At 38.0% G+C, this 17,764-nt stretch carries 18 protein-coding genes and 1 other annotated feature; of the genes, 3 read left to right on the forward strand and 15 right to left on the reverse strand.

Features of this window, described 5'->3' with window-relative positions; translation table 11 throughout:
- Positions 1-36: 36 nt before the first annotated feature.
- Both MHB44_RS16210 and MHB44_RS16215 read right to left on the reverse strand, forming a co-directional pair.
- Positions 37-2,187, reverse strand: a complete 2,151-nt coding sequence (locus MHB44_RS16210) for an EAL domain-containing protein (protein WP_341300024.1) — start codon at positions 2,185-2,187, stop codon at positions 37-39.
- 197 nt (positions 2,188-2,384) lie between these two features.
- Positions 2,385-2,912, reverse strand: a complete 528-nt coding sequence (locus tag MHB44_RS16215; RefSeq protein ID WP_341300025.1) for a sigma-70 family RNA polymerase sigma factor — start codon at positions 2,910-2,912, stop codon at positions 2,385-2,387.
- Positions 2,913-3,150: 238 nt separating this feature from the next.
- Between MHB44_RS16215 and sspI the strand changes: the two genes are divergently transcribed.
- Positions 3,151-3,360 carry a small acid-soluble spore protein SspI gene (gene sspI, locus MHB44_RS16220; RefSeq protein ID WP_053996417.1) on the forward strand — a complete coding sequence of 70 codons (210 nt, stop codon included), beginning with the start codon at positions 3,151-3,153 and terminating at the stop codon, positions 3,358-3,360.
- Between the two features lie 78 nt (positions 3,361-3,438).
- Positions 3,439-4,815 (forward strand): FAD-linked oxidase C-terminal domain-containing protein, encoded by a 1,377-nt coding sequence (locus tag MHB44_RS16225; RefSeq protein ID WP_341300026.1) that lies wholly within the window; start codon positions 3,439-3,441, stop codon positions 4,813-4,815.
- 233 nt (positions 4,816-5,048) lie between these two features.
- Here the strand turns inward: MHB44_RS16225 and argF are convergent, their stop codons facing one another.
- The 4 genes from argF to MHB44_RS16245 form a co-directional block, all read right to left on the reverse strand.
- A complete protein-coding gene (argF, locus tag MHB44_RS16230) occupies positions 5,049-6,014 on the reverse strand; it encodes an ornithine carbamoyltransferase (RefSeq protein WP_341300027.1) in 966 nt (321 codons plus the stop codon).
- Between the two features lie 299 nt (positions 6,015-6,313).
- The gene (locus MHB44_RS16235; RefSeq protein WP_341300028.1) at positions 6,314-6,478 is read right to left on the reverse strand and encodes a hypothetical protein; all 165 of its coding nucleotides are present in this window, start codon (positions 6,476-6,478) and stop codon (positions 6,314-6,316) included.
- A gap of 382 nt (positions 6,479-6,860) precedes the next feature.
- On the reverse strand, positions 6,861-7,949 hold the full coding sequence (locus MHB44_RS16240) for a M42 family metallopeptidase (protein WP_341302987.1): 1,089 nt from the start codon (positions 7,947-7,949) through the stop codon (positions 6,861-6,863).
- 94 nt (positions 7,950-8,043) lie between these two features.
- A complete protein-coding gene (locus tag MHB44_RS16245; RefSeq protein ID WP_341300029.1) occupies positions 8,044-8,529 on the reverse strand; it encodes a dUTP diphosphatase in 486 nt (161 codons plus the stop codon).
- Between the two features lie 103 nt (positions 8,530-8,632).
- On the opposite strand from MHB44_RS16245, the gene MHB44_RS16250 reads away from it, so the two are divergent.
- The gene (locus tag MHB44_RS16250; RefSeq protein ID WP_341300030.1) at positions 8,633-9,025 is read left to right on the forward strand and encodes a sigma-w pathway protein ysdB; all 393 of its coding nucleotides are present in this window, start codon (positions 8,633-8,635) and stop codon (positions 9,023-9,025) included.
- Between the two features lie 19 nt (positions 9,026-9,044).
- On the opposite strand, the gene MHB44_RS16255 is transcribed toward MHB44_RS16250, so the two are convergent.
- From MHB44_RS16255 to MHB44_RS16295, 9 genes are all read right to left on the reverse strand, one after another.
- Entirely contained in the window at positions 9,045-9,308 is a 264-nt protein-coding gene (locus MHB44_RS16255) for a DUF1294 domain-containing protein (protein ID WP_341300031.1), read from the reverse strand.
- Positions 9,309-9,418: 110 nt separating this feature from the next.
- The gene (gene rplT / locus MHB44_RS16260) at positions 9,419-9,778 is read right to left on the reverse strand and encodes a 50S ribosomal protein L20 (RefSeq protein WP_053996429.1); all 360 of its coding nucleotides are present in this window, start codon (positions 9,776-9,778) and stop codon (positions 9,419-9,421) included.
- A gap of 54 nt (positions 9,779-9,832) precedes the next feature.
- Positions 9,833-10,033: a 50S ribosomal protein L35 gene (gene rpmI, locus MHB44_RS16265; RefSeq protein WP_004226312.1), complete on the reverse strand. Its 201-nt coding sequence runs from the start codon at positions 10,031-10,033 to the stop codon at positions 9,833-9,835.
- A 31-nt stretch (positions 10,034-10,064) separates the two neighbouring features.
- Positions 10,065-10,568, reverse strand: coding sequence for a translation initiation factor IF-3 (infC, locus tag MHB44_RS16270; RefSeq protein WP_016994853.1), 504 nt, complete (start codon positions 10,566-10,568; stop codon positions 10,065-10,067).
- Positions 10,569-10,662: 94 nt separating this feature from the next.
- Positions 10,663-10,811: a sequence feature (ribosomal protein L20 leader region), on the reverse strand.
- A 155-nt stretch (positions 10,812-10,966) separates the two neighbouring features.
- Positions 10,967-12,898 carry a threonine--tRNA ligase gene (gene thrS, locus MHB44_RS16275; protein ID WP_341300032.1) on the reverse strand — a complete coding sequence of 644 codons (1,932 nt, stop codon included), beginning with the start codon at positions 12,896-12,898 and terminating at the stop codon, positions 10,967-10,969.
- 647 nt (positions 12,899-13,545) lie between these two features.
- Positions 13,546-14,484, reverse strand: coding sequence for a primosomal protein DnaI (dnaI, locus tag MHB44_RS16280; RefSeq protein WP_341302988.1), 939 nt, complete (start codon positions 14,482-14,484; stop codon positions 13,546-13,548).
- 18 nt (positions 14,485-14,502) lie between these two features.
- Positions 14,503-15,858, reverse strand: coding sequence for a DnaD domain protein (locus tag MHB44_RS16285; protein WP_341302989.1), 1,356 nt, complete (start codon positions 15,856-15,858; stop codon positions 14,503-14,505).
- A gap of 25 nt (positions 15,859-15,883) precedes the next feature.
- Positions 15,884-16,354: a transcriptional regulator NrdR gene (nrdR, locus tag MHB44_RS16290; RefSeq protein ID WP_341300033.1), complete on the reverse strand. Its 471-nt coding sequence runs from the start codon at positions 16,352-16,354 to the stop codon at positions 15,884-15,886.
- A 180-nt stretch (positions 16,355-16,534) separates the two neighbouring features.
- The gene (locus tag MHB44_RS16295; RefSeq protein WP_053996435.1) at positions 16,535-17,557 is read right to left on the reverse strand and encodes a glyceraldehyde-3-phosphate dehydrogenase; all 1,023 of its coding nucleotides are present in this window, start codon (positions 17,555-17,557) and stop codon (positions 16,535-16,537) included.
- Between the last annotated feature and the right edge of the window lie 207 nt (positions 17,558-17,764).

Below are 17,764 nucleotides of genomic sequence, written 5' to 3' on the forward strand. Positions count from 1 at the left end.
TCCCATAGAAAAAGCAGGTTCTGTTTATTGAATATCCTAAATTGTAAAATCCTCTGTATGCCTTAATCGTGTTAAAATTGCTCTTACATGATCGTGCAAATCCGTAAGTGTTTCTGAAATTTCTTGGGGAGAGATGGGCTTACTAAATAAATAACCTTGAATATAATCACAGCCGCCATCACTAAGAAATGCCAGCTGTTCTATTTCTTCAATTCCCTCTGCCACAACCTTTAGGCGTAAATGCTTAGCCATCGAAATAATCATGGATACAAGTGCCTCATCATTTGGATTATGCGGAACATTTCTGACAAACGTACGATCAATCTTTAGACAATCAATTGGAAAATCCTTTAAATAGGAAAGGGAGGAATAGCCTGTACCAAAATCATCTACAGCAATTTGAATACCGAGTGCTTTTAATTCATGGAGTAGCTGTGTCATTTGGTCAATATTCATTGTCATACTTTCTGTAATTTCCAACTGTAAAAATTCTGGCTGTAATTTTGTTCGTACTAATATAGCTTCCACCATTTCCACTAAATCCTGCTGAAATAATTGACCAAGTGATAAATTCACGGCTACCTTAAATGGCGGTAACCCCTCTTGCTCCCATATTTTTGCTTGCTTACAGGCTGTTTCTAATATCCATTCACCAAGTGGAATAATAAGGCCACTTTCTTCAGCAATGGGAATAAATAATTCAGGTGAGACAAAACCACGCGTTGGATGATGCCAGCGCACCAATGCTTCAACGGATTCAATTGAGCCTGTTTTTAAATTAACCTGTGGCTGATAAACTAAATGAAATTCATGATTTTCTAATGCTTTATGTAAGTCTTGCTCTAACAGAATACGATCTGCAATACCCTTTGACATATAAGGCTTATAAAACAACAGCCTTTGAGGTATTTGCCTTGCCTCCTGCATGGCTAATTGGGCATGCATTAACAGCTCTTCGCCTGTCCATTTATCTTCATATAGGGCAATACCTATATTTAAATTACCATTTAACGGAAATAACTGTACTTGTATGGGATCTTTCATCATGCTTTTTAAATTTAAGCAAAATTGTAATAGTTCCTCAATATTTTTGACTTCATTTACATAAATCACAAACTGTTCCTCGCGTAATTTTGTCACAAAATAATGCGGTGGTACAATCGCTTGAATACGCTCTGCTACTAGCTTCATCATTTTATTAAAGTTGCTGATACCGATAGAAGAGCGGATCGCTGCAAAACGATCAATTTCAATCGCAATAGCTGCCTTTTGTAAGCTGTTTGTCTGCAATTGGTTCTTTAATGTTTTGAGCAGTAAATGTTCGTTGGGCAATAATGTAATATCATCATGATAGGCCTGAAATCGTAGCTCCTGCTGTGATTGTTCAAGGTCCTTTTTAATTTTTAATAATTGCTGAAACGGTTTTTCAACAGTTGTATAATAGATCGCCTTTAAGAAAAAGTAGAATGCTAAAAATTGATAAATAAGTGCTGAAAAATCATATATCGTATTTTTATCCTGACTAATCATAAAAAAAATATCACTGACAATGAGCGAGGCTGCCGCACTGATGAGCCACATTGAACGTTTCGGTACTTTTTTGAAGTACTTACCCACAATAACAATAGTGATAACTTGAAAAATAATAGAAAGAAGATGAACCACTGTATCAATGCGGGCTATCCCTTGCTCGGTTATTGTGTTGGCAGCTAGATAGGCTAGAAAAATACTGACAAACGCGAAAAGTAAAGAGCCACCATATGTCAGTGCTCGAAATTTCAATGTTAATCGTTTTCTAGGATATAAGATAATAAATAAAAACCCAAACGAGACGTATAAACGTGTTAAAATATGTAAAGGCTCACCCATAAAGCTCCATCCAGCTAAATGATGTTGGCTAAAAACTAAGCTGACTAATTCCAGCAAAGCAATCACAAAAAATAAATTCCCTATGTATAAAGTTTGATTTGATAATAGGTGTGTAAATACTAAATAGGATTGTATGGCAATCGCCATTGTAAAGACGATAATTAATACTTGAAGTACTAATTTCAAATTTCTATAAATATCAATTTGAAAAACCCCGTAAATGTGATTGCTAAAGCTCAGTAGCGGTATAACCAGTAATATTGGTAGTATCATATACCAAATTTCTTTTTTCTCTAGTTGCTTAAACAATTTTTCCAATCCAAACCCTCCATACAGTATGCCCAAAAATTCACTAGGAAATTTTATCTATCTATATCGAATAAAAATATAAGAATTGTATTTAACTTCGACTTCTTACAAATCATAACATTTTTATTGGAACTTGTATGCTGTTTTATAAAGTATGCTAATATTCATTTATTTCAATATTAGCATACTTTTAACCATTTATTGCGTTATTCTATGATAAAAACCTGTTTTTGCAGTTTTTTTATTATCCGTGCTCGCCTTTTGGTAACAGCATTAACAGATAAACCTAGTTCTTTAGCTATCTCTTGATGACTGTATCCTTCTATATAATAAAGAAGTAAGATACTTCTTTCTACCTGCTTTAAAGAAGACAACATACTTTCTAATATAATAGCATGATTTTGTTTATCTCCCTCGCTCAGCTCTTCATATATATAATTAAACATGTCATCATCAACAATTGTTACCCTGTCTGTGTAGTTTTTTTCCCTTGATAGCTCCTTTAAAATTTCTCCTTTCACTGTTGCATAAATATAAGCAGAGAATTGTCCTTTCGATGAATCTGTTTTTTGCCACGCCTGCCATACGGCAATAGAGGCAATATGACGATAGTCGTCAAAATCCTTGTAGATGCGAAGCTGTGACAAAATAGAGGTAATCATCGGTTGCACTGCCTCTAATACTTCCTCAAATGATTGTGCAGCTAACAGCTTTTGCTTGTTTTGAATAGTCATGCTCATCTTCCTAACAACTGTGCACAGTCCATTATTCCTAGGTATTGTTATCTTAGACCCGAGCAGTTCTGGCAGTCGAATAGGCGTTTTTATTTTTAATAGTAGGAGTCTATATAAATTTCATGTAATATTTATGCATAATAACAGCCTATTTATAAAAAAACAGGCAATTTTCTTTGGTGCTTCATACATATTTTAACGATGGTTGGACAAATTACTAGCAAGGAGGCGAATATTAATGAATTTTCAAATAAGAGATGCAATTACAGCGAATGTACATGGTCAATCAGCAGCCGAATTTAAAGATATTGTAGAGGATGCCATTAGCCGTGGAGAGGAACATTTATTGCCAGGACTTGGCGTATTTTTTGAAAAATGGTGGCAGCAATCAAGTACATCTGAACAAGAGGCATTTGTTCAAAAATTAGAAAAAGCTTTTGCACACTAATTTTTTATAATGAATGCATTCCCTTTCCAATAAATGCATGATAAAGTTTTAGTTATCAGAAAATTTGGAGGGATGGGCATGACAGTTGCAGTAGAATTCATTGTAAATCAACTTAAACAAGTTTTATTAGAAGAACAAGTGTCAACAAACGAAACCGTACGACAGTTACATGGGAAAGACGAATCTCATCATGCGTTAAGCTTGCCTGATATTGTTGTCTTTCCTCGTTCCACAGCAGATGTTAGCGCCATTTTAAAAATTGCGCATGTGGAACGTGTACCTGTCGTGCCTTTTGGCGTTGGCTCAAGCTTAGAGGGAAATGCTATTCCGATTGCACATGGTATTTCCATTGATTTCTCTGAAATGAATGCCATTTTAGAAATTCGACCAGATGACCTTCTTGTAAAGGTGCAGCCTGGTGTGACACGCTCACAATTAAATAAAGAATTAAAAAAGCATGGTCTGCAATTCACAGTAGACCCAGGTGCTGATGCAACACTTGGTGGAATGGCAGCAACCAATGCTAGCGGAACTACTGCAGTACGCTATGGTGTAATGCGAGATCAAGTGCGTGATTTAGAGGTTGTGCTATCAGACGGCTCTGTTATTCATACAGGGAATTTAGCCGCGAAATCTTCCTCTGGCTATCATTTAAACGGCTTATTTGTTGGATCAGAAGGAACACTTGGCTGTTTTACAGAATTAACATTACAAGTTTATGGCATACCTGAATTTGTTACAGCAGGGCGTGCTATTTTTGGCACAGTTGCTGATGCGGTTAGTGCTGTCACTGCACTATTACAGGCAGGCATTGCGATAGGTCGTGTAGAGCTGGTTGATGAGGACTCCATTAAACAGGCCAATATTTATAATGAAACAGCTTTTGCTGAAAAACCAACACTATTTTTAGAATTTCACGGCAATGAGGCAGGTATGCAAGAAGATATTGCATTTACGGAGGCAATTTTTGAGGACTTTAACTGCCTATCTGTGGAATTTGAACAGGATAATGCTGCACGCAATAAGCTTTGGGAGGCACGTCATTCATTGGCCTATGCCTATATCCATGCTTATCCTGGTAAAAAGCTGATGTCAACGGATGTTTGTGTCCCTATTTCAAAGCTTGCAGAGACCATTTCATATGCACGTGAACAGCTTGATATAGCTGGACTTGCAGGTGGCATTGTTGGTCATGTCGGAGATGGTAATTTCCATGCGCTTTTAATGCTCAATCCAAGTGATCCAGAAGAGCAAGCAAAAGCAGATCGCTTTAATGAGCATATCGTTCAGTACGCTTTACTGCGAGGCGGTACATGTACGGGAGAGCATGGAGTTGGAATTGGTAAAATGAAATATCAATCGACTGAGCATGGCACAGCACTAGCTATTATGAAAAATATAAAAGCAGCGCTAGACCCTTATAACATTATGAATCCAGGAAAGATTTTTATGTGAGAAGTAGCACCACCCCGCTGATTACTGAAGTATTCAGCGGGTTTTACTACTGTCATTGATCCTAAAAGAAAAAGCAACCCAGCGTCTCCCAGGTTGCTTTGCTATGTAACGATGCAGCCATCCATCTTGACAACAAACATCGTGTGTGGTTTACATCCCTCTGTCTGTGCACCACTTATAAATGGTTCGCAGAGACACCCTCTGTTGCCCAAGCGAACTTTATTGATTGTATTTTAAGCTAAAATGGAAGCAAGTACAGCCTTCTGTGCATGTAGTCGATTTTCAGCTTGCTCAAATATATAAGAATTAGGGCCATCAATTACAGATGTTGCCACCTCTTCTTCTCGATGTGCTGGTAAACAATGTAGGAACATATAATCTGCTTTAGCATGTGCCACAAGCTCATCATTAATTTGATAACCTGCAAAGTCTTGTAAACGTTTTGCTGTTTCCTCTTCTTGCCCCATAGATGTCCATACATCCGCATAAATAACATCTGCATTTAGCACTGCCTCTATAGGATCATGTGTTTCAAGAATTGTGCTACCATTTGCTGTAGCAATTGCCTGTGCTTTTGCCATGACTTCTGTATCACATTCATAGCCCGCTGGTGTTGCTACTGCTATATGCATGCCAACATGGGCAGAAGCAACGACTAATGAGTGTGCTACATTATTGCCATCTCCTACATAGGCAATTTTAAGTCCTTTTAAATCCCCTTTGTTTTCTGCAATAGTTTCTAAATCTGCTAATGCCTGACATGGATGATATATATCTGTTAAGCCATTAATGACAGGAATAGCTGCATGTTCCGCAAGCTCCTTGACCATCGCATGAGAGTTAGCACGAATCATAATACCGTCTAAATAGCCTGATAAAACATGTGCCGTATCATAAATTGATTCACCGCGACCAATTTGTAAATCACGCGCATGCATAAACATGCCTTTTCCACCTAATTGATTCATACCCACTTCAAAGGAAATACGTGTACGAGTAGAATGTTTTTCAAAAATCATGCCCAATGTTTTACCCTCTAGCAATCTTGGGCATTTTCCCTCTTTTGTAATAATTTTAAGTTGTGTTGCTAGTTCAACTAATTGCTGAACCTCTTGACTTGTGTAGTCTAGCAAAGTTAGTAAGTCTTTCCCCTTTAAACTGGATACTAACTTTAACTGCACTTCTTCGAGTAATTTCATGGCCTTCGCTCCTTGCTTTCGTTGCTGTTGAATTTAGTATAACATGCATAAATATAAAATCAACTGAATTTTTATAATTTATTTTAATTATTATTTATTTCGCCTGAAATGTGACAAAAATTCGTCATACAGAATATTTATGCATAATCATCACTTATTAATGATTCTCCCTTTCAACAACTAACGATATTATTTCTTTATAAGTACAAAAGAGATACCTCCGTTTTAAGGTATCTCTTTACTAGTAGTGGCGTTTTCCTAATAGCTCTGTTCTATATCTATCTTGCTTAATATATTTGTTAGACGATACTTAATTGCTGTTCCTTTTTCCACATAGCGGCATATTTACCCTCCTCAGCAATAAGTCTTTTATGTGACCCTTCCTCCACAATTTGCCCTTGGTCAACAACTAGTATAGGATCTGCATTTTTAATAATAGAAAGTGTATGGGCACTCATCACCACTGTTTTTTCTTTTTCAAAGGATTTTTAATCGCTTCTTTTACTGTCAACTCATTTTCAATATCTAGCGAGGCTGTCGCTATCGCTTCCAGTACAGAAAAAACATGCGCTGCTATAAAACTATCTGTTAGTTGAACGAATCGGGCTTTTATGGACTGTTAATGCAGAATAAACGCCTTTATCATTCATAATCGACATATAAAGTTTATCTACTTATATTTTATTCCTCTGACTGCTCTTTTCTATTTGAATTTGAATCGCTAAAATTTTTGTATCAATATCTACATTGACATGTTTTTTGGTCTAGCCAACGTAAAAAACCTCCTAACTTTTTGTTAGAAGGCGAAACAAACTATAGAATGTTTATTTAGTTCTTTTCGTTCAATTAATCAAATATAATTTTATTTACCGCATCACGGTCTAATTTTTTAATGACTTCTACCATTAGTTTAACGGCATTATCATAATCATCACGATGTAGAATACCTGCATGTGAATGAATGTAACGAGTTGCAATACCGATTGATAGTGCTGGTACACCATTTGCTGTAAGATGAATGGACCCAGCATCCGTGCCGCCACCAGCCATTGCTTCAAATTGATATGGAATATTGTTTTCATCTGCTACATCTAATACAAACTCACGTAAACCACGGTGTGATACCATTGATGCATCGTATACAACAATTTGTGGACCTGCGCCCATTTTACTTGTCGATTCCTTAGCTGTTACACCTGGAGTATCTCCTGCCACACCTACATCAACAGCAAATCCAATATCTGGTTGAATTTTATATGTCGCTGTTTTGGCACCACGAAGCCCTACCTCTTCTTGCACATTCCCTACTGAATAGAGGATATTAGGGTGCTTTTCATTTTTTAAGGCTTTCATCACATCAATAGCGATCGCACAGCCAATACGATTATCCCATGCTTTTGCTAAAAGATATTTATCATTTTTCATGACATTAAATTCAAAATACGGCGTTACCATATCGCCAGGACGGACGCCCCACTCAAGTACTTCATCTTTAGAAGCTGCACCAATATCAATAAACATATCTTTAATGTCTACTACCTTATTACGTACATCCGCAGGTAAAATATGAGGTGGCTTTGAACCAATAACCCCAATCACTTCATCGCCCTTACGTGTAGTAATCGTTACACGCTGTGCAAGCATAACTTGGCTCCACCAGCCACCTACTGTTTGGAATTTGATAAAGCCTTTGTCATCAATTTGTGTAACCATGAAGCCTACTTCATCTAAATGTCCTGCTACGACAATTTTAGGACCGTTTTCATCGCCTACTTTTTTAGCAATAACACTACCTAAGTTATCTGTTTCTACAGTATCTGCATATGGTGCAATGTATTTTTTCATGACCTCACGCGGTGCACGTTCATTCCCTGCAATACCATTCGCATCTGTTAAATCTTTAAACATTTGTAAAGTTGAATCTAGTTGTGTCATCATTTTGCCTCCTACTTCTTGTATCTCGTTTATTATACTTCGTTTACCGAAATATTCCTAGCTTAAGCGTCTGAAAATTGGCGTTTTTCTCCGTTCAATAGCCTGAACGCTGACGCTGATAATTTTCTTTATTTTTTTCAATATACGCACTTACAACATCATCAAATGTAAAATCAAGGTTGTAGGCAAGTAATCCGTAGTATTGCCAAATTGTTGTATATCGATCCTCCGAAGGCTGGTCTATAAAGTGTAAAATGGCTTTTTGTGTTTGTAAAAATAGCTCGGTTAAATTTCTTTTCTCTGCTACCATTGGCCATTTTTCAATGGATGTATAACCCTTTAATAAACCAAGTGACAAAACAAAATGAATGGAATCTACATATTCTTCTAAAATAACAGCACGTGCTGATGCCCCTTTAGTACTCCAAAATTTAAAGCAACGTGTTTCATTTGCCAACTCAGCTAGCTCTACTAGTAAAGCTAAGCCCTTTTCTTGGAATACATCATGTTGAATGTTTTGTGTTTGCTCAATAAAATGATCGAGTTCTTTTTGCATGTTAAACAATTGTTGTAAATTCATTTTTTTCTCCTACATTTCTAAAAAATAATTAAATAAAATGAAACTATTTGGCCCCATTAATCGTATAGGAAGGAATAACCTTTCTTCAAGGGGGAAATTAAAAATGTTGCCATTACTTATTCGACTTGCTGTAATAGCACTTATTATTTATGTATTCTACAAAGCGATTCGTTATATAACCGATCCTAAACGCAAACTTGATGAAGCCTATGAAAAAGGCCAATATTATTTTTATGATGATGTAAAAAATGTCCGAAAAAACTTCTTTATTTCCTACAAGGGTGCTCTTTTCGAAGGAGAAAAATACCTGGGTACAACAGAGGATGCCTTTGAGGTTATCACAATTTTCGTTGGCGCTCGTGATGCTGCAACATTGCACGGTCTTACAAAAAGTGATTTCCAATATTTACAGCAAGAAATTTTAATGAACTACCCAAATGCTAAAATTAATTGGAAGCAGCCTATTGAACAGCTTATGCGCAACACATCCTCATGATGAGGATGTGTTGGTTTTATTATTCCCACAATTGTACAACACAAAAAATTTGAATCGCTGCCAGTAATGGAAAGCCGAATGCAAAGCTATTGTGGCGTGTTTTATGGCGAAATAGATACATTCCAAGTACACCGCCAACAGCTCCTCCTGCTATCGCTAGCGTGAATAAAGTGCGCTCTGCAATACGCCATTCTTTGTTTTTCGCTCGTGATTTATCCATCCCCATTAAAATCAGCAGCACAATTGATATAATGCCTATATATGCTAATAATGCTTGTCCCATGCCCTACTCCTTTACCCAAAACATCATACTACTAATCTAACATAAAAAAGGCTGACGGAAAAATCCATCAGCCTTTTTGACACCTAGCGCTTCTGCCTTTGGTGCGAAAATTACTTAGCGACTGCTTTTTTAGCAGCGTCTGCTAATTGAGTGAATGCTGCAGCATCTGTTACAGCAAGATCAGCTAGCATTTTACGGTTCACTTCGATACCTGCAACTTTTAAACCGTGCATTAAACGGCTGTAAGAAAGACCGTTCATGCGAGCAGCCGCATTGATACGAGTGATCCATAATTTACGGAAATCACGTTTTTTCTGACGACGGTCACGGTATGCATATTGACCTGATTTCATCACTGCTTGGTTAGCAACTTTATATAATGTATGTTTAGAACCAAAGTAACCTTTAGCTAATTTTAAAACTTTTTTACGACGTTTGCGCGTCACTGTTCCGCCTTTTACGCGTGGCATATGAATTACCTCCTGCTTTTCATTAAAAAATGAATGTTAGTATTTTATAGTCAATTATTTCATGTAAACAAGTAAAGATTTAATGCGTTTGAAGTCACCAGATGAAACGATGTTTGCTTTACGTAGATGACGTTTTTGTTTTGTAGATTTGTTTGCGAATAAGTGGCTTCCGTAAGCACGGTCGTATTTTAATTTACCTGAGCCTGTTTTTTTGAAACGTTTCGCAGCTCCACGGTGAGTTTTCATTTTTGGCATGTCGAATTCCTCCTAAACTGTTCGTCTAATATTATTTCTCGTTCTTTGGTTGAAGAACTAAGAACATGCTTCGGCCTTCCATCTTCGGTTTTTGTTCTACCGTCGATACTTCAGCACAAGCTTCAGCAAAGCGATCTAACACACGTTGACCAATTTCTTTATGTGTAATCGCACGACCTTTGAAACGCAGGCTACATTTTACTTTATCGCCCTTTTCAAGGAATTTAATCGCATTACGTAACTTCGTTTGGAAATCATGCTCATCAATTGTTGGGCTCAGACGAACCTCTTTCATTACGATGACCTTTTGATTTTTACGAATTTCACGGTCTTTCTTTTGCTGTTCAAATTTAAATTTACCATAGTCCATGATACGAGCGACTGGCGGCTTGGCTTGAGGGGCCACAAGGACAAGATCCAAGTTTACACGAGCGGCGATTTCTAGCGCTTCATTACGTGTCTTTACACCAAGCTGGTCACCATTGTGATCAATTAATCGAAGTTCACGTGCGCGAATGCCTTCGTTTACATACATGTCTTTGCTAATAGTAATCCACCTCCAAGAATTGTCGCGAATACATGGTTTGGGCAAAGTCTTGCCCGGTTGAACGGTACATCCTCTTGTCATGTCCATAAAAAAAGGACGGACATTTTTGAAGATGTCCGCCCGCTATATGTGCATGCGCAAGTCTACGCAAAACAATTCAACGTGTCATACCTGTTCACAGCCTTTAAAGCGTTGTATCAGGTGAGAAGCGGGCAGCCTCTACTTCAACCACAAACTTTGTATTCATTAACCTTAACTATATTAGCATGTATAAAATAAGCTGTCAAATATTTATTTCGCTTATCGCAAATAGTCTAGTCTAAATATTGTTCATTTATACAGAAAACCTTACTTCAAATGGTAAAGCAAGGTTTTCATGCTAGGTATTATTTTGTACTTTCCGCTTTAATATTTGCTAAAAACTCCTCAAAGCTGACTGTTTCAGAATCTTTTGAGCCATAGCGACGAACATTGACGCCATTTGCCTCTACTTCTTTATCACCGATGACAAGCATATACGGAATTTTCTTCATTTGTGCTTCACGGATTTTATAGCCAAGCTTCTCTTCACGGTCATCCATTTCTACACGTAGACCTGCTGCTGTTAATTGCTCTTCAATTTGTTTTGCATAGTCGAAGTGTACCTCATTCGATACTGGAATCACCTCTACTTGAACAGGGGCTAGCCATGTTGGGAATGCGCCTTTGTATTCTTCAATTAAGAATGCAACAAAACGTTCCATTGTTGAAACAACCCCACGGTGAATAACAACTGGACGATGTGGCTTCCCATCCTCACCAACATAAGTAAGGTCAAAGCGCTCAGGTAATAAGAAATCAAGTTGCACTGTTGATAATGTTTCTTCTTTTCCAATCGCTGTTTTTACTTGAACATCTAGTTTAGGGCCATAGAACGCCGCTTCACCTTCTGCTTCAAAGTAGTCTAAGCCAAGCTCATCCATTGCTTCTTTTAGCATGCTTTGTGCTTTTTCCCACATCTCATCATCATCAAAGTATTTTTCAGTATCTGCTGGATCACGGTAAGATAAACGGAATGAGTAATCATTTAAATCGAAATCTTTATAAACCTCTAAAATTAATTGTACAACTTTTTGGAATTCTTCTTTAATTTGGTCAGGACGAACAAAAATATGTGCATCGTTTAATGTCATCCCACGTACACGTTGTAAGCCTGAAACTGCTCCCGACATTTCGTAACGGTGCATTGTACCAAGCTCCGCAATACGTAATGGTAGGTTACGATAGGAATGCATGCCATTTTTATAAACCATCATATGGTGAGGACAGTTCATTGGACGCATAATTAATGTCTCATTGTCCATCTCCATTGGTGGGAAAATAGAGTCTTGGTAATGATCCCAGTGACCAGAAGTTTGGTAAAGCTCCTTTGAACCTAATACTGGTGTATACACATGCTTATAGCCAAGGGATAGTTCTTTATCCACGATATAACGTTCAATGACACGGCGAATTGTTGCACCATTTGGTAGCCAAAGTGGTAAACCTTGACCAACCTTTTGAGATGTTGTGAATAAATCTAATTCTTTTCCAATTTTACGGTGATCACGTTCTTTTGCCTCTTCTAGCATTTGTAGGTGATGTTTTAATTCTTCTTTTTTGAAGAACGCTGTACCGTAAATACGTTGTAGCATTTTGTTATCAGAGTTTCCTCTCCAGTAAGCACCCGCTAATGATAATAGCTTGAATTCACGAAGTTTCCCAGTAGATGGTACGTGAATACCACGGCAAAGATCGAAAAACTCACCTTGATAATAAATGGATACTTGCTCATCTGCTGGGATGGCTTCAAGCAATTCTAATTTATACTCATCATCAATTTCTTTATAGATTGCTTGCGCTTCTGCACGGCTGACATTTTTGCGTTCAATTTCAAGGTTTTCCGCAATGATTTTTTTCATTTCTTTTTCAATAGCTGGCAGGTCTTCAGCAGTGATTGGTGTTGGTGAGTCAATATCATAGTAGAAACCACCTTCAATCACTGGACCAATACCAAGCTTTGCGTCTGGGAATAAACGTTTAACCGCCTGCGCTGTTAAATGTGCAGTTGAGTGACGTAAGATCTCAAGTGCTTCCTCATCCTCTTGTGTGATGATCGCAATTGTTGCATCCTCTTCAATTGGTGTTTTTAAATCTACTAACACACCATTAATTTTACCGGCATAGGCTTTTTTGCGTAAGCCAGGGCTGATGGATAATGCGACGTCATCAGTGGATGTACCTTTTGCAAATTCCTTTACAGCGCCATCTGGGAAAGTTAATTTAATATTCTCTGGCATATTTTTGACACTCCTTCGTTTTTGGTAAAAGACATTATGCTTGATGGAAAATGAAACCGATTAAGCGGGGGCTCCTCTTTTTTGAGCGATTCCTCTCCAAATTGAGCGAACTCCTCTTTTTTGAGCGACTCTCTCTTCGAATTGAGCGGAGACTCTACCTTTTTGAGCGATTCTCCCCTCGTATTGAGCGGGGACTCCTCTTTTTTGAGCGATTCCTCCTCAAATTGAGCGAACTCCACTTTTTTTTGAGCGACTCTCTCTTCGAATTGAGCGATTTTCCCCCGTATTGAGCGAACTCTCTACCAAATTGAGCGGATTCAACACTTTATTGAGCGAACTCTCTCTCCACTCAAATAAAAAAAGCTCCGTCCCTCACGAAAGGGACGAAGCATATGCTCGTGGTTCCACCCTTCTTCCTTCCGACATAACAGTCAGACGAAGCTCAAGGCTAGCTAACGGGCTAGGGACCGGCGAAAGATTACCCCTTTCGCTGCTCAGTAGGTAGTAAATTCAGTGCTCACACTAGGAAGCTTTCAGCCGATGACTTCCCTCTCTTATAAGCTGATACACAAAATTCATGTCCTCATCAATGCATGTTGATATTAAGTATATGAGACAGTATACGCTCGATTGGCGAAAAATGCAACTTATAGTCGACGATTTTTACCACGCATTTCAATTGGCACCGTCAGGGCTTTAATGCGCTCCATAATCCGGCCTGCCTTAACGATCTCAACTCCGCCTTTTTGTGACTGTGCTAAATGATGCTCTAGCTCCTCATAATTAAAATTAGAGGTAATAAATGTTGGCAATTGCTCTGCCATACGATAATGGAAAATTGTCCCTAAAACCTCATCTCGCGTCCAAGCCGTCATCGTTTCCGCCCCAAGATCATCCAACATTAAAACAGGTGCTTTTTTCACATAATCAATTTTCTCATTCAATGTATTATCGCCAATAGCATTTTTTATTTCTCGTAAAAATTCTGGCACAAACACAACAACAGAACGAATATTAAGAGATGCTAATTCATTGGCAAGTGCACCTAGCACAAAAGATTTCCCTACCCCAAATTTACCATATAAGTAAAAACCCTTTGATGGTAACTGGCCCATCTCTTTTGTTGTTTTAACAAATTGGGCTGCTTTTTGTGCGATCATCACACGTGATTCATCATCAATACTTAAATCTTGAATCGTTGCTTGCAATACATCTTTTGGCATATGCATACTGGCAATCATATTCGCAACATCTCTGCGTTCTTCTTCTCTTATCTTTTGTTCACAACGCACATAATCCATTTCAATGGAGTGCCGTACTACCCTTAATGTAGGAAGGAAGCCTTTTAAATAATTTGTACAATATTCCGTATTATCACAGCCACAGCACTCAGTGGATTGACTAATATATTCATCTAACTTTGGCAAGTTACGTTCAATATTGTCATAATTTAGTTCCTGTGCATGTTGCGCTAAAAATGCCTGCACACGCGGATGCTCTAAAATTTCACGACGCCGCGCTGCATATCGTTCTTGAAATGACGGTACATTAATCGCTCGTTTTAATGGTCCATTAATGGGTTCGATTGTTACTCACCTTCTTTATTATTCGCTTTTTCCTAGCATTTCTAATATTTTTTGTCGCTCTTTTTCAAAATCTATCGTGCTAGCAGTGGCTTCCTCTTGTTTATCATTTCGTTTATAGAACCATTCAGGGACTTTTTCTTCACGTTGATGCCCTGAACGTCCCTTTGTCTGCTGACTCGTTTTACTTGTCATTTGTGGTTTGTTTTTCCAAGCCATATATTTATCATGTTCTTGACGGGCAAGCTCCATGGCTTCTTTAGCTGTTTGAATATTTTTCCGCACCCAATGATCGGCAATCGTTTCCACATATTTTTTCGGAAGCTTCATATCGGTTGTCAGCATCACATATTCCAACAGTGCATTCACTACCCCAACTGGCATACCATGTTGCACAATTAAGCTCTCTGCTAGCTGAACAGAGGTTTGTAGAGGCTCTTTGCCATTATTAATATCACGTAACACTTGTACAGGAGGGGTCGTTTCTAAGTAATGCTGTAGCTCCTGCTCCTTTGTTTTTTGTCCAGTTTCTTCCTCTGGTATAGATGCTGTTACTCTTGCTAACTTTGGTGGCTCCTTTGAAACGGTCAATTTATAAAAATCTGCAGCAGCTTTACGTAAGCGTTCCTGTGAAATGCCTAAATCATCATCTAAAGCGAGTATCACTACCTTTTGCATATCAAGCGCTGTTAGATGATACAAAAATGCCAGCTTTGCAATCGTTTCCCTAATTTCCAATGTTAATAAGCTAGCAGGCACTAATTGCTCCGATAAACCCGCCTGCAGCAATACAAAGTCAAATTGCTCCAAATAAAAAGGATATACCTTATGCTGTTTATCCTCATGGTTCATACCTACTTTTAAATCTGATGGCATATTGGCATGAACAGGCTTATATACATCCATAAAGGCACGGGATACATCTTTGAATGCCTTATCTTTTGCTGATGCTATAAAACGTTGCCGCAAGTTTCGATAAGCCTGCTCTCCAATTTTACTAAATAAAAACATTGATAACAGGGGGTCTTTCATAAAGCTTTCTGCATCAAGCGGACGCTGTAACTCATATAAAAAGCTTCGATCCCCTGCATTTTCTTTTTTCCATGTACGCAGTAAACCAATTGCCTCTAGTGCAATACGGGCCTCAAACACTTTACCAATTGGCAGCCCTAACACATTCATTAAATAATAATGCGTCATTTGCTGCTTTGGCTTTTGCTCTGCCTCTGCCCATAATGTTAAATAAAGGCTGATTGGCTCTGAACCTGTTAATGGTTGATAAAATAGTGTCACTAATTGACGTTCCTGTGTAGAAAATGCATGAGGTAGACGAATATCGAAAGGATCGCCAGGCTGCAATTCCTTATATAAATGCATCAACGTCCTTCATCCTCTCTGTTTGCTATGATTGCTGCTCCGTTTGACGTTGAATAATGTCCTTTATTTCCTCGATAAAGACATTGATATCTTTAAACTGACGGTAAACGGAGGCAAAACGAACATAGGCCACTTCATCTATCTTAGCTAAACGATCCATCACCATTTCACCAACATCCTCTGAGCGTACTTCCGAGTTTCCAATACGACGAAGATCTTTTTCAATGGATAGCACAAGCTCCTCTAATACATTAAGTGCCACTGGACGCTTTTCACAAGCTCGAATAAGCCCACGAAGCACCTTTTCACGGCTAAATTCCTCTCGTGAGCCCTCCTTCTTCACGACCACTAATGGTGTTTCTTCAATTTTTTCAAACGTTGTAAAACGAAAGCCACATGACTCACACTCACGTCGTCTACGAATTTCTTTATTATCATCTACTGGCCTTGAATCCACAACACGCGTTCCGTTAAATCGGCAAGATGGACATCTCATATCATTACTCTCCTGATTGACAACAATTTAATATTTCTATTATAACAAATTTCCCACATATAAGAAAAGTGCATTAGCATTCGTGAACTCATGATAAGCCTTAAGCATTTAAAGCACAAGAAATATTGGCCAATCAAAAAACACATTGAAACCATTTAGATTTCAATGTGTTATACACAATTATGCGTTTACTGTTTCTAATGCATTTGCTACTTTTTTCACAAGGTCCACAACGCGTGCAGAATAGCCCCACTCGTTATCGTACCAAGCAAGTACTTTTACTTTGCGATTACCTAACACCATTGTAGAAAGTCCGTCAACTGTTGAAGAATAAGTCGTTGTATTGTAATCAGCAGATACTAATGGTTCAACAGAGAAATTTAAAATCCCCTTCATTGGCCCTTCTGTTGCTGCTTTTACAAACGCTGCATTAACAGCATCAACTGTAACATCTGTATTTAAATCCACTACAAGGTCCACTAAAGAGACATTTGCGGTTGGAACACGAAGTGCCATGCCATGAATTTTTCCCTCTAACTCAGGTAGTACCAATTTTAATGCTTTCGCAGCACCTGTTGATGTTGGAATAATGGATTGAGCGCAACCACGTGCACGTCGTAAATCCTTATGTGGGTTGTCTAAGTTCTTTTGATCATTTGTATAGGCATGAACCGTTGTCATTAATCCATTATCAATGCCAAATGTGTCATTTAATACTTTTGCTACTGGCGCTAAGCAGTTTGTTGTACAAGAAGCGTTAGAAATCACATCATGTTTCGCAATATCAAGTTGCTCATCATTAACCCCTAACACAACCGTTACGTCCTCATTTTTACCAGGTGCTGTTAAGATTACTTTTTTTGCTCCTGCTTCTAAGTGCATAGCTGCTTTGTCACGTTCATTAAATTTACCAGTAGCCTCAATAACGATATCCACGCCCATTGCAGCCCAAGGTAATTTCAATGGGTCACGCTCACTAATAATTTGTACACGTTTACCATTTACAATTATAGCATCGCCTGCTGGTTCAATCGTACCCGCAAATGTTCCATGATTTGTGTCATACTTAATCAAATGTGCTAACGTTTCAGCTGAGTAGCTTGCGTTAATCGCAACGATATTTAAGTCTTGTTGTACGATCGCTTGGCGGAAAACCATACGCCCGATACGTCCGAAACCGTTAATAGCAATTGATACTGTCATTTATAAATCCTCCTGTGGATACATATTCATAATAATTATATACTTTATAGTGATTAGTATAACACAATTTTAAAAAAGATGAACATTAATATGCTTAATATTTAAAGTTCTTATTTTCTGAAAAATCACTTTTCCCGTTTGTACTCTTTTATGAATTGAGACAGGAGCTAGAAAATGCTTGGCTTGATTGAAGATGAAAAAACTGAT

This window comes from Lysinibacillus sp. FSL H8-0500 (assembly GCF_038051955.1).
GTDB classification, from domain to species: Bacteria; Bacillota; Bacilli; order Bacillales_A; family Planococcaceae; genus Lysinibacillus; species Lysinibacillus macroides.

Coding starts and splice junctions, on each gene's coding strand:
- MHB44_RS16295 (WP_053996435.1), bottom strand. CDS start 17,557: ATGACAGTATCAATTGCTATTAACGGTTTCGGACGTATCGGGCGTATG.
- rpmI (WP_004226312.1), bottom strand. CDS start 10,033: ATGCCAAAAATGAAAACTCACCGTGGAGCTGCGAAACGTTTCAAAAAA.
- rplT (WP_053996429.1), bottom strand. CDS start 9,778: ATGCCACGCGTAAAAGGCGGAACAGTGACGCGCAAACGTCGTAAAAAA.
- MHB44_RS16245 (WP_341300029.1), bottom strand. CDS start 8,529: ATGAATTTACAACAATTGTTTAACATGCAAAAAGAACTCGATCATTTT.
- nrdR (WP_341300033.1), bottom strand. CDS start 16,354: ATGAGATGTCCATCTTGCCGATTTAACGGAACGCGTGTTGTGGATTCA.
- MHB44_RS16215 (WP_341300025.1), bottom strand. CDS start 2,912: ATGACTATTCAAAACAAGCAAAAGCTGTTAGCTGCACAATCATTTGAG.
- sspI (WP_053996417.1), top strand. CDS start 3,151: ATGAATTTTCAAATAAGAGATGCAATTACAGCGAATGTACATGGTCAA.
- infC (WP_016994853.1), bottom strand. CDS start 10,568: ATGTATGTAAACGAAGGCATTCGCGCACGTGAACTTCGATTAATTGAT.
- MHB44_RS16240 (WP_341302987.1), bottom strand. CDS start 7,949: ATGACACAACTAGATTCAACTTTACAAATGTTTAAAGATTTAACAGAT.
- thrS (WP_341300032.1), bottom strand. CDS start 12,898: ATGCCAGAGAATATTAAATTAACTTTCCCAGATGGCGCTGTAAAGGAA.
- MHB44_RS16255 (WP_341300031.1), bottom strand. CDS start 9,308: ATGGGACAAGCATTATTAGCATATATAGGCATTATATCAATTGTGCTG.
- MHB44_RS16250 (WP_341300030.1), top strand. CDS start 8,633: ATGTTGCCATTACTTATTCGACTTGCTGTAATAGCACTTATTATTTAT.
- MHB44_RS16225 (WP_341300026.1), top strand. CDS start 3,439: ATGACAGTTGCAGTAGAATTCATTGTAAATCAACTTAAACAAGTTTTA.
- MHB44_RS16285 (WP_341302989.1), bottom strand. CDS start 15,858: ATGCATTTATATAAGGAATTGCAGCCTGGCGATCCTTTCGATATTCGT.
- argF (WP_341300027.1), bottom strand. CDS start 6,014: ATGAAATTACTCGAAGAAGTGCAGTTAAAGTTAGTATCCAGTTTAAAG.